The organism is Marinobacter salinus (genome assembly GCF_001854125.1).
Lineage (GTDB): Bacteria > Pseudomonadota > Gammaproteobacteria > Pseudomonadales > Oleiphilaceae > Marinobacter > Marinobacter salinus.
Genome location: NZ_CP017715.1, coordinates 95,774 through 120,628, shown reverse-complemented (window position 1 = coordinate 120,628; position 24,855 = coordinate 95,774). Strand labels below are relative to the sequence as shown.

Annotated in this window: 25 protein-coding genes; 8 read left to right on the top strand and 17 right to left on the bottom strand. The window is 53.1% G+C overall.

The features are described from left to right. Positions 1 to 34: 34 nt before the first annotated feature. Entirely contained in the window at positions 35 to 1,306 is a 1,272-nt protein-coding gene (locus BKP64_RS00550) for a mechanosensitive ion channel family protein (protein ID WP_070964554.1), read from the bottom strand. A 395-nt stretch (positions 1,307 to 1,701) separates the two neighbouring features. On the opposite strand from BKP64_RS00550, the gene BKP64_RS00545 reads away from it, so the two are divergent. The 3 genes from BKP64_RS00545 (at position 1,702) to BKP64_RS00535 (ending at position 3,251) form a co-directional block, all read left to right on the top strand. Further along, on the top strand, positions 1,702 to 2,025 hold the full coding sequence (locus BKP64_RS00545) for a thioredoxin family protein (RefSeq protein WP_070964551.1): 324 nt from the start codon (positions 1,702 to 1,704) through the stop codon (positions 2,023 to 2,025). Positions 2,026 to 2,255: 230 nt separating this feature from the next. Next, entirely contained in the window at positions 2,256 to 2,693 is a 438-nt protein-coding gene (locus tag BKP64_RS00540; protein WP_070964549.1) for a c-type cytochrome, read from the top strand. Positions 2,694 to 2,963: 270 nt separating this feature from the next. Next, complete coding sequence (locus tag BKP64_RS00535) at positions 2,964 to 3,251, top strand: sll1863 family stress response protein (RefSeq protein WP_070964546.1); 288 nt, start codon at positions 2,964 to 2,966, stop codon at positions 3,249 to 3,251. A 135-nt stretch (positions 3,252 to 3,386) separates the two neighbouring features. On the opposite strand, the gene BKP64_RS00530 is transcribed toward BKP64_RS00535, so the two are convergent. Then, on the bottom strand, positions 3,387 to 4,079 hold the full coding sequence (locus BKP64_RS00530) for a transposase (protein WP_070964543.1): 693 nt from the start codon (positions 4,077 to 4,079) through the stop codon (positions 3,387 to 3,389). A 500-nt stretch (positions 4,080 to 4,579) separates the two neighbouring features. Between BKP64_RS00530 and BKP64_RS00525 the strand changes: the two genes are divergently transcribed. Further along, positions 4,580 to 5,380, top strand: coding sequence for a class I SAM-dependent methyltransferase (locus BKP64_RS00525; RefSeq protein WP_070964540.1), 801 nt, complete (start codon positions 4,580 to 4,582; stop codon positions 5,378 to 5,380). Positions 5,381 to 5,468: 88 nt separating this feature from the next. Continuing rightward, complete coding sequence (locus BKP64_RS00520; protein ID WP_070964538.1) at positions 5,469 to 6,215, top strand: NYN domain-containing protein; 747 nt, start codon at positions 5,469 to 5,471, stop codon at positions 6,213 to 6,215. Between the two features lie 103 nt (positions 6,216 to 6,318). On the opposite strand, the gene BKP64_RS00515 is transcribed toward BKP64_RS00520, so the two are convergent. Then, positions 6,319 to 6,801 carry a C40 family peptidase gene (locus BKP64_RS00515; RefSeq protein WP_157755393.1) on the bottom strand — a complete coding sequence of 161 codons (483 nt, stop codon included), beginning with the start codon at positions 6,799 to 6,801 and terminating at the stop codon, positions 6,319 to 6,321. A 94-nt stretch (positions 6,802 to 6,895) separates the two neighbouring features. Between BKP64_RS00515 and BKP64_RS00510 the strand changes: the two genes are divergently transcribed. The 3 genes from BKP64_RS00510 (at position 6,896) to BKP64_RS00500 (ending at position 11,144) form a co-directional block, all read left to right on the top strand. Continuing rightward, positions 6,896 to 7,273, top strand: a complete 378-nt coding sequence (locus tag BKP64_RS00510; protein WP_070964532.1) for a helix-turn-helix domain-containing protein — start codon at positions 6,896 to 6,898, stop codon at positions 7,271 to 7,273. A 158-nt stretch (positions 7,274 to 7,431) separates the two neighbouring features. Then, positions 7,432 to 8,772: a hypothetical protein gene (locus BKP64_RS00505; RefSeq protein ID WP_227515469.1), complete on the top strand. Its 1,341-nt coding sequence runs from the start codon at positions 7,432 to 7,434 to the stop codon at positions 8,770 to 8,772. Positions 8,773 to 8,819: 47 nt separating this feature from the next. Then, positions 8,820 to 11,144 (top strand): protein kinase domain-containing protein, encoded by a 2,325-nt coding sequence (locus BKP64_RS00500; RefSeq protein ID WP_070964527.1) that lies wholly within the window; start codon positions 8,820 to 8,822, stop codon positions 11,142 to 11,144. A 373-nt stretch (positions 11,145 to 11,517) separates the two neighbouring features. Here BKP64_RS00500 and BKP64_RS00490 read toward each other — a convergent pair whose 3' ends face one another. The 14 genes from BKP64_RS00490 to urtC form a co-directional block, all read right to left on the bottom strand. Next, positions 11,518 to 12,153: a hypothetical protein gene (locus BKP64_RS00490; RefSeq protein ID WP_070964524.1), complete on the bottom strand. Its 636-nt coding sequence runs from the start codon at positions 12,151 to 12,153 to the stop codon at positions 11,518 to 11,520. 205 nt (positions 12,154 to 12,358) lie between these two features. Then, entirely contained in the window at positions 12,359 to 15,226 is a 2,868-nt protein-coding gene (locus BKP64_RS00485; protein ID WP_070964522.1) for a TrlF family AAA-like ATPase, read from the bottom strand. 149 nt (positions 15,227 to 15,375) lie between these two features. Further along, the gene (locus tag BKP64_RS00480; RefSeq protein WP_070964520.1) at positions 15,376 to 16,074 is read right to left on the bottom strand and encodes a nuclease-related domain-containing protein; all 699 of its coding nucleotides are present in this window, start codon (positions 16,072 to 16,074) and stop codon (positions 15,376 to 15,378) included. 172 nt (positions 16,075 to 16,246) lie between these two features. Next, complete coding sequence (locus BKP64_RS00475) at positions 16,247 to 16,822, bottom strand: HupE/UreJ family protein (RefSeq protein WP_070964519.1); 576 nt, start codon at positions 16,820 to 16,822, stop codon at positions 16,247 to 16,249. A 43-nt stretch (positions 16,823 to 16,865) separates the two neighbouring features. After that, the gene (gene ureG / locus BKP64_RS00470; protein WP_070964516.1) at positions 16,866 to 17,504 is read right to left on the bottom strand and encodes an urease accessory protein UreG; all 639 of its coding nucleotides are present in this window, start codon (positions 17,502 to 17,504) and stop codon (positions 16,866 to 16,868) included. A gap of 38 nt (positions 17,505 to 17,542) precedes the next feature. After that, positions 17,543 to 18,244 (bottom strand): urease accessory protein UreF, encoded by a 702-nt coding sequence (locus BKP64_RS00465; RefSeq protein WP_070964514.1) that lies wholly within the window; start codon positions 18,242 to 18,244, stop codon positions 17,543 to 17,545. Further along, complete coding sequence (gene ureE / locus BKP64_RS00460; protein ID WP_070964511.1) at positions 18,228 to 18,758, bottom strand: urease accessory protein UreE; 531 nt, start codon at positions 18,756 to 18,758, stop codon at positions 18,228 to 18,230. The genes BKP64_RS00465 and ureE overlap by 17 nt, the downstream gene beginning before the upstream one ends. A gap of 33 nt (positions 18,759 to 18,791) precedes the next feature. Beyond that, positions 18,792 to 20,495 (bottom strand): urease subunit alpha, encoded by a 1,704-nt coding sequence (gene ureC, locus BKP64_RS00455; protein ID WP_070973483.1) that lies wholly within the window; start codon positions 20,493 to 20,495, stop codon positions 18,792 to 18,794. 149 nt (positions 20,496 to 20,644) lie between these two features. Continuing rightward, complete coding sequence (locus BKP64_RS00450) at positions 20,645 to 20,962, bottom strand: urease subunit beta (RefSeq protein ID WP_070964508.1); 318 nt, start codon at positions 20,960 to 20,962, stop codon at positions 20,645 to 20,647. A gap of 10 nt (positions 20,963 to 20,972) precedes the next feature. After that, on the bottom strand, positions 20,973 to 21,275 hold the full coding sequence (gene ureA, locus BKP64_RS00445; RefSeq protein ID WP_070964506.1) for an urease subunit gamma: 303 nt from the start codon (positions 21,273 to 21,275) through the stop codon (positions 20,973 to 20,975). A gap of 41 nt (positions 21,276 to 21,316) precedes the next feature. Continuing rightward, positions 21,317 to 22,213 (bottom strand): urease accessory protein UreD, encoded by an 897-nt coding sequence (locus BKP64_RS00440; protein ID WP_070964500.1) that lies wholly within the window; start codon positions 22,211 to 22,213, stop codon positions 21,317 to 21,319. Further along, positions 22,210 to 22,908 carry an urea ABC transporter ATP-binding subunit UrtE gene (gene urtE, locus BKP64_RS00435; protein ID WP_070964497.1) on the bottom strand — a complete coding sequence of 233 codons (699 nt, stop codon included), beginning with the start codon at positions 22,906 to 22,908 and terminating at the stop codon, positions 22,210 to 22,212. Before urtE ends, BKP64_RS00440 begins: the two co-directional genes overlap by 4 nt. Next, entirely contained in the window at positions 22,908 to 23,732 is an 825-nt protein-coding gene (urtD, locus tag BKP64_RS00430; RefSeq protein ID WP_070964495.1) for an urea ABC transporter ATP-binding protein UrtD, read from the bottom strand. The genes urtE and urtD overlap by 1 nt, the downstream gene beginning before the upstream one ends. Next, positions 23,729 to 24,853: an urea ABC transporter permease subunit UrtC gene (gene urtC / locus BKP64_RS00425; protein ID WP_070964492.1), complete on the bottom strand. Its 1,125-nt coding sequence runs from the start codon at positions 24,851 to 24,853 to the stop codon at positions 23,729 to 23,731. The genes urtD and urtC overlap by 4 nt, the downstream gene beginning before the upstream one ends. Positions 24,854 to 24,855: the final 2 nt, after the last annotated feature.

The window sequence follows — 24,855 nt, the reverse complement described above, 5'->3', positions numbered from 1 at the left end:
TAACCCTGTCCCGATTTTGCCGGATTCCCCATGATTATTTCGCTGGCACTTCCTTGATGTAAAGATCTTGTTGCGGGAACGGGATGGTGATGCCTTCTTGCTTGAATCGGCGCCAGATCTCCAGATTGATGTCAGAGCTTACGCTACCGAAACCTGCTTGCGGGTCTGCGACCCAGACCCGAGCTTCCAGATGAATGCCATTGTCACCAAACTCTGTTAACCGGCACACCGGCTCGGGATCCGGAATCACCCGGGGGTGCTCCCGGGCGATCTCCAGCATGATGGCCATGGCACGCTCCACGTCATCACTGTAGCTTACTGAAACCGGGATCTTCAGGCGCACGTTGGGGTCCGAATAAGACCAGTTAATCACCTCAGTGGTAATCAGGTTTTCGTTGGGAATGAGCGTCTCCACGCCGTCGCGATTGCGCACCACCACGTAGCGGGCATGCAGTGCGACCACCCAGCCGAACTTCTCACCGACGCTGACCACATCACCGGGGCGAATCGAGCGGTCGAACACAAGAATAAAACCGCTGATGAAATTGCTGGCAATACGCTGCAAGCCGAAGCCAAGGCCAACACCCAGGGCACCGCCGAACACCGCGAGCGCCGTGAGATCAATACCGACCAGATTAAGAACGGACAACCCAGCAACGGTGATCAGCACCAGCTTGCTGACTTTGGAGAAACCCACGGCCGCGCCGGGGCTCAGGTACGGCAACCGGGACAGTCGCCGATCGATAAGGCCCGAGAGCCATATGGCAACCACTAACACAAGGCCCATCAGCAGGAGCAGCTTGATGACCGCCAACAGGGATATGCGCAGCTCGCCCACAGAGAAGGCCAGGCTATCCATGGCCTCAAGCAATCCGGGCAGCAAGCCCACGAGATGCAGGCCCACCACCAGCCAGATGAGGGTACTGATGACATTTTCCGAAGCCTTGACCAAGGGGCCGCTTCGCATCCCCTTGCGCAACATATACACCAGGGTGCGGATCAGGGCGAACGAGATCAGCAGCGGGACAGCCAGATCCAGGGCCCAATAGGCCTGATTCAGCGCGGCAAGTAACGCGCGCCCCAGCAGAACCACCACCAGCATCGAGATTGGAAAGGCAAGGCGCTGGATGGCGCGTTGCGTCAGGTGTCGCACGCCCTGGGAATCGGCAGCGGTATGCCGGGCAATGAGACGATGCAGATAGAACGCAGCCAGCCCCGCAAACACCAGAACCGCGGCCTGCGGGATAACATCCTGCAAGCGTATTTCCTGCATGGCCACCAGCAAATCCTGCCAGTTTTCCACCATCGACAACTCCGGAGTAGCGAGAATTCAGTAACTGGCCGCACCTGGCAGCATTCAGCCTCTAAACAGTATAGGATTCAAGAAATACATCTGTCGCGAACGATCTTATGAAATACGAACACGCAATCGTAAAACTTGACGGAGACGTTGCCATCCTGCTCTGCAACGGCTGTGGCATCAAGATCACAGAAGGCACCAAACACGAGGACCGTGAGCACTACTGTGCAATGTGCATGAGTGGCAATTGCAAAGCTAAATTCAAAAAAGGAAACTAAACACAATAGTTTAACGCCCTTGATTAGTCGTCTGTATCGAAGGCCCATTTCCTGACAATGGCATCCAGTAGTAAAACCGGGACAGATTTATTTTCCAGACGGATAACCCAACAAGGGGACACCATGGCGTACACCAGCCGATATACACCCGAAACCCTGAGCCGTGATGAGCTGGACCATAGCACGGGCCCAATGGTGATCGAATTCGGCACCAACTGGTGCGGGATCTGCCAGGGTGCTCAGGCGGACATCAAGGCGGCAATGGACAATCACCCAGACGTTCCGCATGTGAAGGTTGAGGATGGCAAAGGCCGCAGATTGGGGCGGACGTTTGGCGTTAAGCTCTGGCCGACCCTGATTTTTTTGAAGGATGGTGAAGAAATAGCGCGGGTCGTCCGCCCAGAAGACAGCAGCGACATCGAAGATGCACTGCTAAAAACTCACTAAGGCCGGCGCCGGCAATTGCTGGCCTGCCAGGAACAATACGGAAACTGGAAAATAGATCTGTCCCGGTTTTCTACTTCTGCTCGCTATCGCTCCCAAGCCAGAGTTACGATACGCAAAACTTGAACATGAAGCATTTTCCCGGGGCAAAGGAGCCAACTGAAACAGTGAAACACAATTGGATTAGGAACGTATTGGTGCTTGCCTTTGTCGCGGCGGGAGTTTCCGGATGCATGGAGACCAACCATGGTCGCTATGGCGTTGAGAATGCCCCCTCGAGCTTCAGCAGTGAAGGGGAACGCCTCTATTTTACCGGCATTTCAAGCTCCGGTGAGCAGATCCGTCCTGTTGGTGGGCACCATCATATGCAGATGCATGGTGGCAGCTGTGCCACTTGCCACGGTGCTGACAAGGAAGGCGGCGCGATCATGTGGCCGCGATTCTGGGAGGTGGCTCCGGCTTTAACGCATGGGGCATTAGAGAAAGAGCACAATGATGGCCACGACCACGCATCCTACGACGAATCATCGCTAAAAAACGCCATCGTGAACGGCATTGGCCCCGATGGTGAACCACTGAACGATACGATGCCACGGTGGCGAATGTCGGAAGAAAGCCTGAATGCCCTGGTTAACTATCTGCTCGGTGAGCATTCACACTCGCTAAAATAAATCCGCTAAAATAAATCTGTCCCGGTTTTCCTGCCGGTTTTCCTGATACCGACTGACTTGCAGGGTTTTGGTGTGCGCTTTGGCGTGGAATGGCTTAAGAAGGTGGCCAATGAGTAGTTGTCGGGGGTGCCTCTGGCTAGGCTGTAATAAACGTTGATTAGTCTGGGGGCTGGGAGTAAATTCGATTCAGCCAAGACCTGCCAAAGATTGGCAATGCAGCGTCACGGCCCATTTTGCCCTCGAAGGGCGCGCTCACAGGGAATGATGATAATGAGCATGAAAGATACTTACGTTAAAAAACTTCAGGCCAAGCTCGACGAATGGAATGCCGAGATTGACAAGCTGAAAGCCAAAGCCGATTCCAAAGAGGCGGATACCCAGCAGGAATATTACAAGCAGATCGACGAACTGAAATCGATGAAAGACGATGTCAGCAAGAAACTCGATGAAATAAATGAAGCTGGCGACGATGCCTGGGAAGATCTTAAAGCGGGCGTTGACAGCGCTTGGGACTCAGTAAGCAGCGCGTTCAGCTCTGCAACCTCTCGCTTCAAATAAGCCTCCTGCTAAACCCAGCTTGAAAACAATCGGCGCAGACATGTGCCGATTGTTAATGGCTGAACACTATCCTGACGGCAGCGGCGATTTGCTCAAGATAAGATCACCGGACGTGTATGGAAAACCGGGACAGATTTATTTTCCAGAGGCCGGCCTACCCGGCTTCCGCGTTTCAACTCTGATACCGATGCGCTTTTCTATTTCATCGACGAACTTGTTGCCACCAGTCAGCTTGTTGCTATTGATCGCCGAGCGAATCAACTCATCTGACTGTAAATCATTTTTCTGCTCAACAAACTGCCGATAGGCCTCAACCCGCATCTCATGGTTGCCTGCCAGAGCCCGAAAAGTGTCTGGTTCATCCAGCCAATGGCAAGGGGACAATCCCACACGTGCAGAATAACTCGACCACTCATAGGATTCAGCGCTATCCACCATTCCTGCTTTAACAGGATTGAGCTCCACATAACGACAACATGCCAACAAGTAGGCATCCGTATCAATCGGACTAATCTTGTAACGACCCTCCCACAGCGAGCCACTGCGTTTTTCAAGAGCATTCAAAAAACGGGTCTGCCGCCCAGCAAGGCGTTTCATCAATTGAGGGATGGCTGTCACGTTGTCGTTCGCATAAACGACCAAATGCACATGGTTCGTCATCAAGCAGTAACTGAACACCTCCAGTTCATAGACCTGCTTCCATTCCTGAAGATTCGCCAGGTAGTACTCAAAATCACGACGTTCGACAAACACGGGTTGTCGGTTATGACCGCGCTGGACAATATGGTGGGGAAAACCGGGCACAATCACCCTGGCCTGTCTTGGCATCAGCTCCTCCTTGCTTTTGAAACACAGAATCCTTTCTGCGCTGAACGCCGATATTAACCGAAGCACGTTGGAGGTTGGTAGTGACTTACTTTAGCGCTGGGCCATCAGAGAAGACGAAAAAATAGATCTGTCCCAGTTTTCACCCCGATGGTGAACCACTGAACGATACGATGCCACGGTGGCGAATGTCGGAAGAAAGCCTGAATGCCCTGGTTAACTATCTGCTCGGTGAGCATTCACACTCGCTAAAATAAATCTGTCCCGGTTTTCGTGCGCGTGGCCAGGCAGATCAGCGTTGCTATAGTGAACTAGGAAATGACACCAGAGAAGCGTTCCGGGTTGCCTGATTAAACGGGCGTTAATGCTCGACGGCCTGATCAGGCCCGCTATGAGGGCAAGAGGCAACAAGTACCTCAAATGAGTTCTGAGCCACAAGAGAAGTCGCAAAAATAAATCTGTCCCGGTTTTCCAAAGTCAGCAGCACAAAGAGGAAAGAGCTCATGAGCAAAAATATCGATCTCTACAATAGCTCGTACAGCAATTACTCGCTGGAAACCTACAGCGAGATCCGGCGGGAGACATATGGCGAGGACTATGGGCAAACCAGTTGGGTTTCGACTGCAGAATCTCACGAGATACCTGAGTTACTTCAGTTGACCTCTGATTCATCGGTCCTGGACATAGGGTGTGGATCTGGGGGGTACGCTGTAGGCCTGGCAAAACGTATAGGCTGTCGGGTTGTAGGGTTTGAGATAAATGCGTCGGGCGTGAAAACGGCTAATGCTTTGGCCGAAAATGAAAAGGTCACCGACATCGTAAAATTTGAACAACACGATGCGTCTAAAGAACTACCCTATGAGGATAATTCGTTTGACGCCATTTATTCCACTGATGTCATGTGTCATGTCCCTCTTCGAAGAGAAGTTCTCTCCAACACACAAAGGTTGCTCAAATCTGGTGGGAGATTCGTTTTTAGTGACGCTTTAGTTATTGGCGGACTGATTTCATATGAAGAGCTTGAGACTCGATGCCCAGACGGTATGTATTTTTTTAGCCCCCCTGGTATCAATGAGCAATTAATACAAGAATCCGGTCTCAAGCTTCTTGAAGCTCGTGATACCACGGAGAATTCTGCTCTATTGTCTAAACGTTGGCACGATGCGCGCGAAAAACGAAAAGATGCACTGATTGCCTGTGAGGGTGAGGAGAATTTTCTGGGAGTGCAGCGATTTTTGGCCGGCGTTCACAGGTTAACGAGCGAGAGGCGATTGTTGCGCTTTTTGTATACTTGTTCGAAATAGAGAACAGAAACCGGGCACGTTTTCTGCGGTTCCGGCTTTACTGCTAGTATTCAGGACCACCATCTGAGACAAGGACAGCTCAAACACGATGAACAGCAACTACAAAATCGCTCTACTCATCGACTGTGACAACGTCAGTCACCAATCCATCGAAGGGGTACTCCAGGAACTCGCCAAATACGGGGCTGTGAACGTGCGCCATGCCCACGGAAACTGGAACGGTCCGCAACTAGGAGGCTGGATCGAAAAGCTTCACGCTAACGCCATCCGACCGGTTCAGCAGTTTGCCTATACAACCGGCAAGAACGCTACCGATGCCTCAATGATCATTGACGCCATGGACCTGCTCTACAGCGGGAACGTCGATGCGTTCGCCCTCATGACCAGCGATTCCGACTTTACGCCCCTGGTCATGCGAATCCTTGAGGCCGGCCTACCAGTCTTTGGCTTCGGCGAGCGCAAAACCCCAATGCCCTTCGTGAACGCCTGCTCGCAATTCATCTACACAGAGAACCTTCGCGAGGATACTGAGGAACCGGATAACGTCAGCAACGGCGGCACGCCAAAACCAAGCGTCGAAACCAAGTGGGGACGGAACAAACTGAGGGGCGACACCTTGCTGGTGCGGACCCTACGAACTGCGGTGGAACAGACTGCTGATGATGATGGTTGGGCCCATCTGGGCAAGGTTGGCCAGTACATTTCCAATAACAGCTCTTTCTCCCCCGTGAACTACGGGTACAAGAAGCTGAGCGATCTTATCCGAGCCAGTGAGCTCTTCGAGATGAGTGTGCGGGATAAGAATGTTTTCTACATCAAGAGCCCTGAAAAATAGACCTTTCCCGGATTACCAAAATAAATCTTTCCCGGTTTACCTTGTGTCCCGGCTTCCCTCGCAAGCAGAGAAATCAGGGCCTAACACCGCAAAGGTTTATCACTCAGTTAATACTTGGCAGCTTTGGATCGACTACGAAATCATGCCGCCGGTTCGCATTTGAAACAATAAGAGCCCCCAATCCAAGAAGTCCAGCTCCTATGGCAAACCTACTCGCCTCACCCTTCGAAGCAATCATTCCACCCAAAAAACCGAATCCAAGCGCAACCTGGAGTTGAGGGCTCACTCGTTTTCCGGAAGTTAGGTAATGTGCCGTGTGCTCGCAGTTATTCGAAATAGGGCAGTAAACCCCACCTACCTGACTCACCTCAGAAAGCCTTTTTGCAAAGCCTTGCTGATCAATTTTCTGGCGCTTCACCGATACCGATTTACCATTAGCGTATTGCTCAAAAGGCACTTTCACCAAGCGCCTTCCCGGCTGAATGTGCAGTACCTCATTTGACCCAAGATAGACACCAGCATGCTCCACTACTCCTTTGCTTCGGTATAGCAAATCACCCACATTCAAGTTAGAATACATATTCACAAACCCTCTTTTTTTACGTTTTACGTATTTCCTTGCAAATTATAGCATCGTTTTCTCTAAGTCAACCCGCTTACCCAAAATAGAAGGGCTTCCCATGCAAAATGGAAAAACCTCATACTCTGCAGTCCTGGGCGTTGTTCTCTCGAACCTCAGGAAAAGCATGAGCATTGAACAGGGGGAAATGGCCGAAAGGATGGGGCTTTCACAACCGAGCTACAGTCGACTTGAAAGCGGGAAATCTGCATTTTCAGTCGACCAGATGTTCCAGGCGGCCAATGCTCTAGACGTGAGTTTCGAAGAGTTGAACACTCGCTTGATCCAGAACATCAGGCAGCTTCAAGCCAATGGTATCAAGGTAATTCAGCCAGTGAGAGGTAACACCGCCAAGGCTCAAGAACAGCCGAATGAGGTTGGCCAAATCCTTGCCGGTGCGGCGCTTGGGGCGTTAATTTTCAGCATTTTAACAAAATGATAGAGTCCCGCCGCTGGCCTGCTGGATCGCATCTTCCACCGGCGGGTTTTTATCTACTGCATAGCTTTACACTTCATCACTAAAGAAACAGGCAGCTTCAAAAAAGCCCTGCTAGGCTTAGGTAGGAAACTAAATCTAAGAAAAGCATGGAGCTAGCTGTGACCAACCGTCCTGACTTCCTCATCGGTGGCGAACCTGCCCGTTTAATCCCCATAGCTGCAGACAGCGCAAGAGAACAAAAATCCGTTTCGGTGATACTCGCCGGCCTTCGTTCCGTGCTTGAGCTGCGTCAGTCTCTTCTGAAATCCCTGAACGTCCGTGTTGGAACCAGCGCTAACCTTGAAGCCTGGACAGAAGTAGTTTTCCAGAACGAAAACAAGACAGCGGTAAAGCTGAAAGATCGACCAGATGGCCTATTGATCCTCCGCACCGGCCGGCGTGAATGGCGGGCGTTGATCGAAGCCAAAGTTAACAACGACACTATTGGTGAAGACCAGGTATCGCGTTACCTGCAACAAGCGAAAGCCCACAAGCTGGATGCAGTGATCACCATCACAAACCAGTTTGCTGCATTACCGACCCACCACCCGGTAAAACTCCCGAAGAACGCCACCAAGTCCGTCGCCCTCTATCATTGGTCATGGGCATTTATCCGCACACAATGCCAACTCTTGCTTAAAAACGACGGCGTTGAAGACGAAGACCAGGTATTCATCCTCAGCGAAATACTGCGATACCTGGAAAGCGACCGATCAGGCATTAGCCATTTCGACCAGATGAACAGCGAATGGAAAGACGTCGTCAACAAAGTGAAGAGCAACGCCCCACTCTCCAAAACCAGTGACGAAGTTCAGAACACGATCGCCGCATGGCATCAGGAGCAACGAGATCTGTGCCTGATCATGTCGCGACTGACGGGCAGCGACGTATCGCTGAAACTGAAAAACGACCACCGTCTGGATCCAGCGAAACGCCTGAAGGACGATGCAGAAGCGTTCTGTAAAACACCGGCTCTGCAATGCGCCCTCAACATCATTAACGCGGCAGCAGACCTGGAAGTAACCGCAGACCTTCAGCGGCGAATGATCTATTGCTCAATGCGTTTAACGGCACCGAAAGATAAACAAAGCACGAAAGCAAGAGTGAACTGGCTTCTTCGCCAACTCAAAAAGACTGAGCCCGCAGGGTTCTTCATACGCGCTACCAGGCCCGGCAAGGCGGAAACCACATACCAGGCACTGAAAGAGTTGCGGGACTCGCCAGAGTTAATGGAATCGGATACCTCCAACACTGTAGCCACGACGCTGGAAGTAGTTTACGAGGTGGATCTAGCTGGCAAGTTCAGTGGACGGAAAGTGTTTGTTGAGGAATTAGAGCGCGCGGTCCCACATTTTTACCAAGAAGCGGGGCAGTTGCTAAAGGCTTGGACACCGCCTCCTCCTAAAATTTCAAAAAATGAAAAAGAGATGAATGTTTCCGAAGATGAAGCTACGCTCTAAAGAATACAAAGCACTGCCCAGTCATACACCAACCAAAGCCTTCAACAATGACTAACCTCGAAAAACCCGATTCTAGAAGAAAAAAACTGAACCTTGACTCCCAACCAATACCGGGGTTTCAGTTTACGCAAAACAAAAATGGCTTTATCGAGCCGCTCGGGGCAGGCGGGTCAGGAATTGTATTTAAAGCGAGCCAAACCTTAGCGCATGGAACAAGCATACAGCGGGCTATCAAATTCTTCATGTACCGAGATGACATCGCTGAAAAAAAGGGGAATCAAGAGAGTCCGATAAGCACAGAAGATTTTCGTGAAGAAATTTATAACATAACAACATTAACGCATCAAAACCTAGTAAAAGTAATAAGTGCGGGAACGTGTCAACTCAAAGACATTCAAATACCCTACATAATTACAGACTTCATATCGGGACCAACACTTAAGAAGTTAATAAATGAGCCAAACAGTACGCCCTGCCAAGCTATAAATAAAAAAATAGAAGACAACCCAGAAATAGTATTAGACCTGATGATTGAGATAGGAACCGCTGTAGAATACATTTTTAACAAAGGTTTCTCTCATTGCGACATCGCTCCAAAAAATATTTTTCTTGAGAATCTTTACTCAGGAATCCAACCAATTCTTGGAGACCTAGGCATATCCAAACCAATGGATCCAAAGAACACCTCAAGATCTACTGTTTTTATTGCCGGCTCCGAATCATGGATTCCTGAAACCGTCAAATCACTTTTAGAAACCGAAATTCCTTATAGCGATTTCATAAAATTGCAACCGTTCTGGGATATATATAGCTTTTGCAAAACCTGTCTCAGTTTTTTAAAGGCCTTCCCTTGCACCTCAAATCATTCTTGGAACGAAGCTCTCAAAGATTCACTCGAGAGGGGACTTGATGAAGGTGGCTACAGAGACATATCAGAGGTAGTCAAACAACTCCAGTTTTTGAGGCCTATCCAAAGAGAGGTTGGTGGAATACCCGAATTATCAAATGGTATTGGCACAGGGGTACGACGGATGATGCCTGTCGAGCCTTTGAAAGCAACCTTGCGCTTAAATGATTTAGTAAAGCACCCAGCAATTTTTAGGCTTTCCAGGGTACCTCAGCTCACCACTGCCAACCATATTTTGCCTGGGTCCGGGCATACAAGATATGAGCATACGCTAGGCACTCTCGAAACAATGAGAAAATACTTACTTTCACTTCTAGATGAGAGAGAGTTTCTAAGATATTTTGGAGTTGAAAAAATAGAAACTGCTCTTATCTGCGCAGCTTTATCGAGCGCAACTCGCTTTCCTTTATCGAACATAATCCATGAGATGAGAGCAAGGGATAAAACTCAGTTCTCTACCCTCTCTAAGAAAAAAATCTTGGAACAGCTCAAAAAACTGAGAGATAAAAAAGGCCGCTCCATATCCGAAATCATTGAGCAAGAGTTTAAAAACACCACCCCGGAAAAAGTTTTCGACATAATAGCTAACAACAGCTCCAATGACCAAGGCTACGAGCTAGTGTCTTCTATGCTTAAATCATCTTTAGATGTAAGGGTTTTAGATTTTTTAAGGAGAGATTCACATCACCTAGGCATCATCAGTGGCAACACATTTGATTTAGATGAAATACTAGTCCATTTGACCGTTTTTGATCACCGCCTGGCCCTCAAAGAGACTGGCGTGAGCATTGCCGAGCATATTGTGTCGCTACGATACTGGCTCTTTAGTCGGGCGTATTGGAACCGACCAAACCGTTCTTATTTTGCTATGATACGCCACGTGATGAGCTCACTATATGAAGCAAATAATGAATGTCTGAGAGCGGAGGAGGTTATTGACAAAAATCAATATAGTTTTCTAGAAATGATAAAGGCAAAGTGCGAAGACTTTAATCTTATGGGTTGCTCAGAATTAGTCGATCGACTGATTGCTAATGAAAACAAATTATTCAAAGTTGCCTTCGAAGTCAATGCATCTGAACTTAGTAAAGAAGCGCTTATATGGCTTAACGAAACAAGCTACGATCAACTCGATAACCTATTAATGGAACTTTCATCAGAAATTAAAAATTCAAGCATATCTTGGTCTAAAGATTCTGAAGTGGCGCTTCTGATCGACTTCCCCACTGAACCCGGAAATATTAAGATGGGGGAGGATATTTATGTCACATCGCGTAGACAGCAAACAAAGCGACTTACAGAAATTTCATCTATAGTCAACGGGGTCAATAAAAGCTTTAAATTCCAACTACCAAGACTGAGAATTTACAGAAATCCTGACATAAATATTGGGAAAGATTTTAGCGATAAAATCGTAGAACTAATCAAATCAAAAGTCGAAGAACGATCAACCTCTTCTCAGTGAGTCGATTCGTCGTGTCAGGCTGTAGACTTATCAGAGTACGCCTATTGGTTTATTTTTCGAACTATAAAATCGCTCGAAGAAAGCCGCAGCGTAGCATTAGAATTGGATTAAACACCCAGTCGAGCTCGGTTTCCGTTTATGACTGGCAATTGATTTTCGTGAAAATAGATCTGTCCCGGTTTTCGAAGATTCGCCAGGTAGTACTCAAAATCACGACGTTCGACAAACACGGGTTGTCGGTTATGACCGCGCTGGGCAATATGGTGGGGAAAACCGGGCACAATCACCCTGGCTTGTCTTGGCAGAAGCTTCTCCTTGCTTTTCAAGCACAGAATCCGTTCTCTGTAGTGCCGGTTTTCAGAGCTTATCGAGATCACAGGGTATAGCGGTATCCCACCGTTACAGCATCAAAGCTGTCATTTTGGTCCACATTCAACTCGATACTGTGATGTTCCCTAAACCAGAGTGCCGCACCTATTGAAGTCGTGCTGTCAGAGTTCTCCTCATCGGAATCTGAGAAACCACCGCTGATCTCCAGGGTGCCCGGCACAACCCAAATACGGGTAAACAGGCCGTACGATAGTGCGCTGTCGTCTTCGGTGGCACAGATGTTATCCGCACAAGCTTCGACCTCGTTGCCCACATAGCCAACGCGGGGAATAAGGTCTAAACGGTCCCCAATGGGAATAGGTACAAACAGGTTTAAGCTAATTGAGGAGTTGGTGATTTCGGTGCGATTGCCTTCGTTGGTGAAAATACCCGCTGACGCCCCGATCGCCAGGTTATCAGCCAACTGAACCGCACCATTGATGCCGGCCGCACCGAAGTCCTCGTAAACCTCATTCAAAAAAACGATTTCCTCATCCGGCGTTACCCGCCCCAGGTACCCGCCGACGGTACTGTATGAAAAATTACTTTTGCCGATACCGGATTGAGCTTCTTCCGCAAGCAGCGGAGTGGTTGTGATAGCCAGAACAGCCGAAAGGGCTACTGCGTTCCTTTTTTGCATTGTGTTTCCTCTTAATTATCTTGTGACTGTCCTGTCACTTGGTCAAAAATAAATCTGTCCCCGTTTTCGATGGTCAGCTATTCATAGCTGGGCGGCCAGGCGAACACCGGTTTTCTCCGCAGAGCTATTCCGCCGCTGTGTTCAGATGCTTATCTATGCGTCGTCGTGAAGGACAAATAAATCTGTCCGCTTTTCTTCTTTAGCATTAAAAGTGATATTTCTCCCTTCTACGGCGGAAAGCCTCTTCTGTGCCTTCCATAATATCGAGAACAGCTTTGGTTACTTCACCTTGGTCCAGCCCTCCCTCGGCAAGCACCTCCCCTCTGCTATTTTTTGCCTCAAATGCGTAAACAAGTTCAGCGTCGCCATTCACCGGTAGGTTGGCATTGTGTGTTGCCATAATAAGCTGACGCTTACATTTCACTTTTCGTAACATCGGTATTAGTTCACGAAAAACGAAGTTTGAATCGAGTTCATCCTCGGGCTGGTCGATCACCAAAGGGCCACCATCTTGGGCTAACAATAGAGCCAAAGCTGCTGTATTCCGCTGCCCATCTGACAACGAGCCCTCAGCGATACTACCTGCGACAGTCCCATCAGGCCTATACAGCTTCATATCTACTGCATCATCCACACGCGAAACCTGAAGCCTCTCCCACTTCTCCTCGTTCTCAAATACATGTGTATAAAGGTCACGAGACAGATCCTCAAACTCTACCCCAGCGGCTTTAGTTTCAACATCCAACCTTTCTTTCAAGTATTGCCAGGGGGAAGCGCAATCAACACCATCCTCGGTAAATGCTTTGTAGAGCTTGTCACCGAGGTCTGCCCATGCTCTACCAAGTCTCGTCCGACCATCGTTGGGACCAAAATCACTCCAATGTTTCGTAAATGCCTTTGAATCCTGTTGGTACGCTGCAGAAACCTCCACAAACCTCTGTTCACAGCCATCAAGAACAGCAAGGTCATTTGCTTTTGCAACTGCTTCGTTGCGCTTTGCAAACTGCTGTCTCCATATGCCATGCAGACTTGATATCAGAACATCTGGATCGTCCAAAGTAGCCTTAAGACGGTCAATTTCATGCTCGACAGCCTCAATCTCACCATCCTTACGAGTGCGGGCATGGTTAATTTCCTGAAGATGACCAACATCATCGGGCGACAGGCCTTTCTCTTCACAAGCCCTATTGAATTGGTCGTCAGCTTGCTCTATTTCAGCCTTTATACCGCCCCAGCTCTGGTCATTATCAAAAAATCCCGAAATCTGCTGTTCAAATTGCTCAACAGACTTTCTGATTTGAGCTGCTAACTTAGATTTTTCTTCTTTTACTTTTTGATCTATCTCCTTAAGCCATTGCCCATGAGGTGCTTCATCTACTGCAAAAGTGACATGTGATTCGGCGATTTCATCGGCAAGATCCGCAACATCGGAGAACTGTGCGCCCTCCTCACCTTTCACACGGCTAAGGTAACGTTCTTCTTCCTTTAAAGCCTGATGCCGACGCGCAGGGACTTGTATATCACTCTGAGCCTTCCACTGTCGCTCCAGCTCCTGTCGCTCTTGGCGCAACCGTCTCAAAATAGACTGTTGCTCTGAAATAGAGCGTTTAACTGAAAATGCTGCAGAAATTTGACGTTTTAATGTAGCTTCCTTGTTACCTAGCTCCTCTAATTCTTCTTCAGCAAATCCATCAACAAGCTCAAGAAGACGCTCAGCTTGGCGAATACCCCTACCATCAGTCCTTGAGTCTGTGAGTCGATTCAGCTGTTGCTGGCTATAAAAACTCACCTTCAAGTTGTCGAAATAAGTAGCTGGGTCTTCAAGATCCAATCCCTGAACCATCGGGCGGCCTGATTCCAATACAATAGTATCTTTAACGCCATCGGCACTGACCCACCGAACCTCCAGAGAGGTTTTTGCCTCTGGACTGGTCAAAGTTCCCTTTACTCGCTCAATTCTTTCTCTTGTTCCTTCATCCAAATCTTTGCCTTTGTCTTTCCCAAGCATCACTCGAAGATACTCTAGGAGAGTTGACTTACCGCTACCTCGACCGCCGATAACACAATTCATATTGGGTGAGAAATAAACATCTTGATCGGCAAGAAATACTGCGTTTTTAATTAATATCGATTGAATGATTGACTGTTTAACAGAAGCGCCCGGTGGCTTATCAGTGGCTATATCTAAAGGTCTACTAATTCTGGAATCTTGATCGAGAAAAGCCTGACGCAAAGACTCCACAGATGGCACTGACATTTTTATCCAAGTGTAGCGGTACCCTAGACTGTTTGCTTTTGGCTTGCCATCTTCGGCTTGAATTGATTTAGCATCAGACGACATAACCCACGCTGGATGAGAGTGTTCTCTGTGCCAAGCAGCATTTCTGCCAGAAAGGATATCTTGATACTTTTGAGCCGGAGGGTTCTGAGTAAGCTCAACACCGTAAAGCTCTGGATTACTGTAATCTTCCCTATTTGCAGCATCCGAAAACAACCCATTATTCTGATCAGCATGTGCTGCTATAACAATACCATCGTTTTCGTTTTGGACTATTTCAATCAATTTTTTTAAAGATACTTTCTGACCATGATGCCTCAATTGCTTTGGGCCGGCCTGGTCGAATCGCTCACCCTCTGCCAGTCCTAATTTCGTTAGAACTCGATTACATTCCTCAAAGTGTTTTTGTTTCTTTGCAGGGTTAAATAAGCAAAGAACGTGATAACCAATATCCACCTCAAAGCCAGGCATTATTACCAAAGGAGCTCGATCAAACTCACGTGCGACGGCTTTGTTTTGTTCCACCAGATGGACAGCAAACCAATCCCTGGGATCTGTTCGTGTTGAAAAGTTGTGATCTGTTAACCCGACAAGATCCAATTGCAATTCATGACATCGGCGAAGGAATATCCTCGCCTTTTCTTGCATGTCACTTTCATCCACTTGTCCGTTATTCTTTGGTCGACGCGGATCAAGCAATTTCAGTCCATCGTCTAACCAATGCCTACCATCTTCTGGTGTTTGGACCTGTAAGTCACACTTTAACCATCGCATTCCTTTGAAATCGCTTTCCATAACAATTCATCTCTGCAATTTTTTAGTCAATTTCATGTATAAATGTAGGGCATCTGGAATATTGACTCTCCGTGTCATTACTATCCGCTTCTGATCGAAACTCATGATTCTAAAAGCACATTTCAGTGATGAGATAGCGATCTTCTCTTTCAGTTATTTGACTTCCAATCGTTCCGACCCCGAAACCCACTATCATTCCTCGCCACGATCTTCTTTACGTGTGACACATGCTTCCGGTGATTTCTGAACGTAGCCGCTAGCCGCCCGGATTCAATGGCTTCGATAACCCTCTGAACCTCACCATCCGACAGCCGCTGCTCGGTTTGGGCTTTGATATAGCGGACATACCCACCACCGTGGGTCACGTTCTCCGGCATGGCCGTTTTGAACGTCGAATCCCCCACAAAGACCACTACCGAAAACACCTGCTCATCGCCCAAGTCCAACAGGTTTTGCAGTGTCTTCACATGTTTGTAGTTCTGGTGAAGCGGGTTCTGAAATTTCTGCGAGTACTTGAAGATCTTCTGCGTCCAATACCGCTGTTTGGCGTTGCCGAAGATCCACCCCTTCATATTCTTGGTTTCCACCACAAAAACACCGTACCGGGAAACGATGATGTGGTCGATCTGGGTGGTGCCGTCTTCGGTGAGCAGGGTGACGTTCTTGATGAGGTGGTAGCGGGTTTTATCGAGAAACAGTTTGGCGGAAAGGTTAACAACTGCCTCCCCAGCCTTTCCTTTGAACCAGGGCGATTTGATGACCGCAGCAACGAGGAAGAACGGAATCAGATACCAAATGGCCGTTGGAATGGCATTTTGAAGGGTGTGCAGTATCTGGGTGTAGTCCATCCGTCATCCTTAACAGCGGCATTTATCCGTTTCTTATAACTACACACTAGCCTAATCCTTAGGAAACTTCCTACCCGCGAGACGTAAAATTTAGTAAACCACATACAACAAAAGCCGCCCGGTTTCCCGAGCGGCTTTCTTGTCTGCTTTTTTGGTAGTTTCGAAGTGCGAATCAAGCTGCCGCCAGGTACGCCCCCGCAACCGCTAGCACACCGCCAACCCCACGACTGAACCGGCTATCGGCCTTCAACATCAAGCTACCCAGCCCACGGCCAACCAGGGTGATCGCCAGCGTAGCGATAGAGAAACCAGCCAGGTAAGCGGCAAGTGTCGCACCTGCGGGCATTTCAGCACCGTGGGCAAAACCGTGAAACAGCATAAACGCACCAACCAGAGTGCCACCGACTGCGGTTGGCAGTTTGGCCAATGTGGCAATCAGGATACCGGCGACCAGTACGGAGAAAGTAATGCCGGTTTCCACGCCCGGCAGGCTCATACCGCCCCAGGCGAGGGTGGCACCGAGAATCATGCCGCCGATCACGAAGGCCGGGGTGGCGTTTTTCATGTGCTTGCTCTGGCGCACACTCCAGAAGCCGATGGCGGCCATGGCCAGAAGGTGGTCAAGGCCCAGCATGGGGTGCAGAAGGCCGCTGGTAAAGCCACCTTCGGCGTGGCCGGAGTGGGCCATGGCGGAGGCGGAAGCAGTCAGCAACGCGGCAGCGGTGAGGAGTTTGGCTGTGAGTTTCATGGTTTTCTCCTGATGGTTCTTAAGTCGTTTGTACTCGATTGGCTCAGGCGGTTTCGGCAAGCTTCTCAGGCCGACGCTCCGGCAGCATTCCCCTCTCCAAAATAAAGCTGATAATCGTCTCCAGCCCTACCCCGTCATACAGGTTGGTGAACACGAAGGGGCGTTCGCCGCGCATTTTCTTGCTGTCCCGTTCCATCACATCCAGGGAGGCGTGTACCTGTTCGGCGATGTCGATCTTGTTGATGATCAGCAGGTCGGATTTGGTGATGCCGGGGCCGCCCTTGCGGGGGATCTTGTCGCCAGCGGAGACGTCGATCACATACAGGGTGAGGTCGCTCAGTTCCGGGCTGAAGGTGGCGGAGAGGTTGTCGCCGCCGGATTCCACCAGCACCAGTTCCAGGTTCGGGTGGCGGCTTTGCAGGTCGTCGATGGCCGCCAGGTTCATGGAGGCGTCCTCGCGAATCGCGGTATGCGGGCAGCCGCCGGTTTCCACACCGAGAATGCGGTCGGCTGGCAGGGCGTCGTGTTTGAGCAGGAAGTCGGCGTCTTCTCTGGTGTAGATGTCGTTGGTGACCACGGCGATGTCGTAGTGGTCTTTCAGGGCCTTGCACAGTTGTCGCAGCAGGGCGGTTTTGCCGGAGCCGACCGGCCCCCCTACTCCAACTCTCAGACAATGTTTCATGGCGTGTTCTCCATTTCTCTTGTAATCAGCGTAGTTGTTCAGCTTCTGAAAAGCCGTGAATACTGGGTTTCGTGTAAGGCGCTGCCGAGCGCGAGGCCTGGCAGTACCGGGCCGAGTTCGTGATCTTCTTTCTGTAAGGCGTTATCCACGGCCATCACCAGTTTCGGGCGCAGCCGTTCGGTCAGGCGCTGGGCGGCGGTGTGGCCCAGGGGCATGGCTTTGCAGGCAACGGCGAGCTGGTTTTCCAGCCAGGCCCAGGCGAAGCCGAGCAGTGTTTGCCGTGCCGGTACGCGGCGCACATGGGCGGCCCAGGCGAACAGGATGACGTAGCCGGGGTCTTCCGGGAGCCGGTCTTTCGCCGGTAACAGGTCCAGGCTGCCGAGCAGGCGCACCAGTGCGGCGCCGAGGCGGATGTCTTCGTCGGTCAGTTCGGCGGTTTCCCGGGTAGCGTGCAGCCAGTCGGTCCACTCGGTTATGGCGCCACTATCGCCGTTGGCCCAGGCTTCTTGCATACGCACCAGCAGGGGCAGTTCGCAGCGGGTCAGGCCGTCTTCCAGTACGCCTTCCAGCCAGTCGCCCAGTTCGTCTTCGTTGTTTACCCAGCCCAGCTCAAAGGCGCTTTCCAGCCCCTGGGACCAGGCAAAGGCGCCGATGGGCAGTGCGGGGCTGACCAGTTGCATCAACCCCAGCAGGGCGAGATCGCCCACCGGTGTCTGGCTGCTGTCAGTGGGCGTGGTCATGGCCGTGTCCGTGGCTATGGCTGTGGGAATGTCCGTTAGCCTTACCCTCGCCTGCCTGGGCGTAAGCACCCGGCTCCGGATCGAAAGGCGCGCGGTGGTGTTCCAGTGTTGCACCCAGGCGCTCGGCCAGTTCTTCCAGCACGTGGTCTGGCGGGAAGCGTACCCAGCCCGTTTTACCATCGACAGGGCCGCCTTCCGCTTCGGAGCCAATCTGGAGTGCCACGTGGCGGTTGCCCAGGTGGTAGCACAGCCGCGCCATGGCCAGGCCCGTTTCGATGTGAGCGGTTACTACCGGTTCATCGGCCGCGCGGATGCGGATGATCTCGCCGGTCTCGGCCTGCAGGAAGGCGCCTTCGCGCAGCACCGGGCCACGGTCGAGGAATAAGCCCACGTCGTAGCCGGTGTCGGTTTTGGCGCGCAGGCGGCCGCGCATGCGCAGCTCGAACGGCAGCGTGAGGTGGTCGTGGATTTCGGATGTTTCTACCGGTCCGACCCGTTGGGTAAGTTCAAGCATGTCGGTCTCCTAGAACAGCCATGAGCTGTCTTTTTAAAAAAGGTGATAACGCTGTGCCAGTGGCAGTTCGGTAGCCGGCTCGCAGGTCAGCAGTTCACCGTCTGCGTGCACTTCGTAGGTTTGCGGGTCTACGGTGATGTGCGGGCAGGCGTCGTTCAGTTTCATATCGCTCTTGCGCACGTCGCGCACGCCTTTGCAGGCGGAGAGCGGGCTGTCAAGCCCCAGTTCCTGGCCAATGCCGGCGTCGAGGGCCGCCTGGCTGACAAAGGTCAGGCGGGTGGCACTGGCGGCTTTGCCGAAGGCCCCGAACATGGGGCGGTAGTGCACTGGCTGGGGTGTGGGTATGGAGGCGTTGGCATCGCCCATGGGTGCGGCGGCAATCATGCCGCCCTTGAGGATGGTGGCGGGCTTCACGCCGAAGAACGCGGGGCTCCAGAGCACCAGGTCCGCCAGCTTGCCCACTTCTACCGAGCCCACTTCGTGCGCGATGCCGTGGGTGATGGCGGGGTTGATGGTGTACTTGGCGATGTAACGCTTGGCGCGCAGGTTGTCGGCACCCAGGTCTTCGTCTTCCGGCAGCAGGCCCCGCTGCTGTTTCATTTTGTGGGCGGTCTGCCAGGTGCGGCACACCACTTCGCCTACCCGGCCCATGGCCTGGGAATCGGAGGCGATCATGGAGATCACGCCCAGGTCGTGGAGGATGTCTTCTGCGGCGATGGTCTCGCGGCGGATGCGGGAGTCGGCGAAGGCGACGTCTTCCGGGATGTTGGGGTCCAGGTGGTGGCACACCATCAGCATGTCGAGGTGTTCGTCGATGGTGTTCACGGTGTAGGGCCGCGTCGGGTTGGTGGAGGACGGCAGCACGTAGGGTTTGGAGCAGGCGGTGATGATGTCCGGGGCGTGGCCGCCGCCGGCGCCTTCGGTGTGGTAGGTGTGGATGCAGCGTTCTTTGAACGCGGCCAGGGTGTCTTCCACGAAGCCGGATTCGTTCAGGGTGTCGGTGTGGATGGCCACCTGCACGTCGTATTTGTCGGCCACGGTGAGGCAGTTGTCGATGGAGGCGGGGGTGGTGCCCCAGTCTTCATGCAGTTTCAGGCCCATGGCGCCGGCCTGGATTTGCAGTTCGAGGGATTCCGGCAAGCTGGCGTTGCCTTTGCCGAGGAAGCCGATGTTCATGGGCATGGCGTCCACGGCCTGGAGCATTTTGCCGATGTGCCAGGGGCCCGGTGTGCAGGTGGTGGCGTTGGTGCCGGTCGCCGGGCCAGTGCCGCCGCCGAGCATGGTGGTGATGCCGCTCATGAGGGCTTCTTCGATCTGCTGGGGGCAGATGAAGTGGATGTGGGCGTCGATGCCGCCGGCGGTGAGGATTTTGCCTTCGCCGGCGATGATTTCGGTGCCGGGGCCGATGGCGATGGTGACGTCTGGCTGGGTGTCGGGGTTGCCGGCCTTGCCGATGGCGGCGATTCTGCCTTTCTGGATGCCGACGTCGGCTTTGACGATGCCCCACCAGTCGAGTATCAGGGCGTTGGTGATGACGGTGTCCATCACGCTGTCATCGGCGCGTTGGCTCTGGCCCATGCCGTCTCTGATGACTTTGCCGCCGCCGAATTTTACTTCGTCGCCGTAATGGGCGGTGTCGCTTTCTACTTCGATCCAGAGGTCGGTGTCGCCTAGTCTTACGCGGTCGCCGGTGGTTGGGCCGTACATGTCGGCGTAGGCCTGTCTTGTGATTTTCATGCTGTCCCTCGTTTTTGGCTTGGGTGCCTGGAGCGGGTGGGATGAGCTTTCCAAAACACGCTCCTTGCGGCACGTCCATGTGACGCTTGGGCTCCGCCATCCATGGCTCCGCACAGTTTTGGAAAGCTCATCCCACCCACTCCTCAGACTTAATTCTTGGAGTCTAATTTACCCATGACTTCTTGGCGGAAACCGTAGATTTCGCGGCTACCGGAAAACGGAATCAAAGTTACTTCGCGACTCTGGCCGGGTTCGAAGCGGATGGCGGTGCCGGCGGCTACGTCTAATCGATAACCCCTCGCTTTGGCTCGGTCGAAATCCAGCGCCGGGTTGGCTTCGGCGAAGTGGTAGTGGGAGCCGATCTGGACCGGGCGGTCGCCGGTGTTGGCCACTTCAATCTGGATTCGCTCGCGGCCTTCGCAGAGTTCGATGTCACCGTCTTTCAGGTCGTATTCACCGGGGATCATGGCGCACTCCTCAAACTATGGGGTTGTGGACGGTGACGAGTTTGGTGCCGTCGGGGAAGGTGGCTTCCACCTGCACTTCGTCGACCATTTCGGCGATGCCGTCCATCACGTCGTCGCGGGTGAGGATTTCGGTGCCGGCGGTCATGAGTTCGGCCACGGTGCGGCCTTCCCTCGCGCCTTCCATGATTTCGGCACTGATGAGGGCGACGGCTTCGGGGTAGTTGAGTTTCAGGCCTTTGGCTTTGCGGCGTTCGGCCAGCAGGGCGGCTGTGAACAGCAGCAGTTTGTCTTTGTCTCTGGGCGTTAATTCCATCGGTTATCGCTCCGTTTTTCGCTACGCGATTCGTATGTTGTTCAGGTCAGCCAGATTCTTGGAATACTGGCGGGCTGGCCGGTTAGTCTTGGTCTTAGCAATTCCCAGGCTTGTTGGCAGATCGCCCAGGCTTCGTTGCGTTCCTGCCCCAGGTAGCGCAGCAGTACCACGCTCCGGCGGCGGGTGACGGCCCAGCGCTTGCTCTCTGGCAGGGTTTCCCGGAGTTCTTCTATGGCGGCGGCTTCGTCTTCGAGGCCGACGACCCAGAGGGTGGCCTGTACGGTGGCGCCGCCCTGGCCCCAGTGGCCTTTGAATCTCGGGTGGTTCGGGTCCATGGGCTGGCGTTCCAGCCACAGGGGGCGGCCGTCCATCAGTAGGCGGAAGCGTTGTTCCAGGTGGCCGGAGATGAACGGCAGTTTGCTGGCCGGGCGGCCGAGGGCTAGGATTTCCCAGCCGAGGCATTTGGCGCCGGTTTCCAGTTCGATGGTGGTGCTTTGTTCACCCCGGGAGCCGTCGAAGGCGAGGGTTTCCTGGGGCAGGTATTCGAGGATGCCGTCTTTTTCCACTTTTAATGTGGTGTGCTGGGCCCAGGCCACGCCGTGGCTGTCGGCTTTGTAGAGTTTGGCAGCGGCCGGGGTGGTCAACAGGGTATGAGCGCCCTCGCCTACCCGGGCTTCGATGCTGAGGGCATCGCCGCTGACGAGTCCGCCGGGCGGGTGCAGCAGGTACACGTGGCAGCAGCCGTTGCGGCCTTCGGGGTAGAACGGGCGCTGTACTCTTAACGGCCCCTGGTGGCGCACGTGGGTCATTCGGGTGGCGGTGTTGCTGCCATCCGGCCGGGCATCGAAGCCCAGGGAGATGGACGCGGCCCAGCGCCGGCCTTCGTCGAAGCGGTGGCCGGAGTCGTTCGCGGCTTCGATTTGCTGGAAGACCGTCATACCGTCAGGTGCTTTTTGATGAGTTCATCGGTCAGGCCCGCAATTTCGCCCTCGGCGACGCGGCGGCCCCGGTCGAGGATGGCGAAGCGGTCTGCGTATTTGCGGGCAAACGGAAGCTTCTGCTCTACCAACAGCACGGTGAGGCCGTCTTCTTTGATCAGCTTTTGAATCACCTCGCCGATCTGGGCCACGATGTTGGGCTGGATGCCCTCGCCCGGTTCGTCGAGGATCAGCAGGCGTGGTTCGATCACCAGCGCACGGCCGATGGCCAGTTGCTGTTGCTGGCCACCGGAAAGGTCACCGCCCCGGCGATTGCGCATTTCTTTCAGTACCGGAAACAGTTCGTAAACCCGCTCGGGGATTTGTTTGCTGCCGTCCTTGCGCACCGCCAGGCCGGTGCGCAGGTTTTCTTCCACGGTCAGCAGCGGGAAGATCTGCCGGCCCTGGGGTACGTAACCGATGCCGAGGCGGGAGCGGTCTTCGACTTTCTTTTTGGTGAGTTCCACGTCGCCGGCGAATTCGATGCTGCCGCTTTTGGTGGTTTCCTCGCCCATGATGCATTTCATCAGGGTGGTTTTGCCCACGCCGTTGCGGCCCATCACGCAGGTGCACTGGGCCTGGGGCACATCCAGGTCCAGATCCCAGAGGGTATGGCTTTCGCCGTAGAACTGGTTGAGTTTTTCAATCTTCAGCATTACGCCTCCTCCCCGAGATAGACCTTGATCACTTCCGGGTCGTTGGAGACCTGATCCATGGAGCCTTCGGCCAGCACGCTGCCCTGGTGCAGTACGGTGACCTTGCGGGCTATGGAGCGGACAAAGCCCATGTCGTGTTCCACCACCACCACGGACTGTTTGCCCGCGAGGCTGGTGAGCAGTTCGGCGGTGCGCTCCATTTCCTGTTCGGTCATGCCGGCCACGGGCTCGTCTACCAAGAGCAGGCGGGGCTTCTGCATCAGCAGCATGCCGATTTCCAGCCACTGTTTCTGGCCGTGGGAGAGGATGCCGGCCAGGCGGTCCCGCAGTGCCTCAAGGCCGATCATTTCCAGCACCTCGTCGATGCGGTCCCGGTATTCCGGTTTCATGATGGCGGTGAGCGTGGGCAATACCCGCTTGTCTGTCGCCATGGCCAGCTCCAGGTTTTCGAACACGGTGAGGGCTTCGAAGACCGTGGGTTTCTGGAACTTGCGGCCGATGCCGAGGGAGGCAATGTCGGGCTCGTTCATGGTGAGCAGATTGTGGCGGCTGCCGAACCATACCGAGCCGGTGTCTGGCCGGGTTTTTCCGGTGATGATGTCCATCATGGTGGTCTTGCCCGCGCCGTTGGGGCCGATGATGCAGCGCAGCTCGCCGTCGTCGATGGTGAGGTTGAGGTTGTTGATGGCTTTAAAGCCGTCAAAGCTAACGTTCACGTCTTCCAGGTACAGGATGGGGCCGTGGCGCACGTCCACCGGCGACTTCACCTGAGTCAGAAACTCGAACACATGCTCACGGTCGGTCAGTTCCTGCAAAAAACTCATGCCGTGGCCTCCTGCGCATCGGGGGTATTGCCCGTGTCATCGGTTTTCCTGCGCCTGAACAGCAAACCGGCTATGCCCTTGGGCAGGAACACGGTCACCAGAACAAACAGGCCGCCGAGGGCAAACAACCAGGCGTCCGGCATGATGCCGGTAAACACGGTTTTCGCGTAGTTCACCAGAATGGCGCCAATCACCGCTCCATAGAGTGTAGCCCGGCCTCCCAAAGCTACCCACACCACCACTTCAATAGAGAACAGTGGCGAGAATTCGCTGGGGTTGATGATGCCGACTTGCGGTACATACAGCGCCCCGGCCACGCCAGCGAGCATGGCGGAGACCACAAACACGAACAGTTGCACCCGTTCGACCCGGTAGCCGAGGAAGCGGGTTCGGGCTTCGGCATCCCGGCAGGCCACGCTTACCCGGCCCAGCTTGCTGGTGACAATGCCACGGCAGATCACGTAGCCAATGGCCAGCGCAATACCGGTGGCAATGAACAGCCCGAGTCGGGTGGCGTCCGTGCGCAGGTTGAAGCCGAGGATGTCCTTGAAGTCGGTGAGACCGTTGTTACCGCCAAAGCCCATTTCGTTGCGGAAAAAGGCCAGCATCAGGGCAAAGGTGAGCGCCTGGGTGATGATGGAGAGGTACACCCCTGTCACCCGTGAGCGGAAGGCCAGGAAGCCGAACACCAGCGCCAGCAGGCCGGGGGCCAGCAGCACCATGATGAAGGCAAACCAGGCCATGTCGAAGCCGTGCCAGAACCAGGGCAGCTCCTGCCAGTTCAGGAACACCATGAAATCCGGCAGGATCGGGTCGCCATACACGCCGCGATCGCCAATCTGGCGCATCAGGTACATGCCCATGGCGTAACCGCCGAGGGCAAAGAAGGCGCCGTGGCCCAGACTGAGGATACCGAGGTAACCCCACACCAGGTCCACCGCCACCGCCAGCAGGGCGTAGCACAGGTATTTGCCCAGCAGGGTGACAGTATAGGCGCTGACATGCAGGGCGCTGTCCTGAGGCGTAAACAGGTGGAGAAACGTCACCACCACCAGAGCCGCGAAGAGTACGCCAAGAAAAAGCTGCGTGGATCGCTCACGCAGGGGTCGAGTCAACCACATAC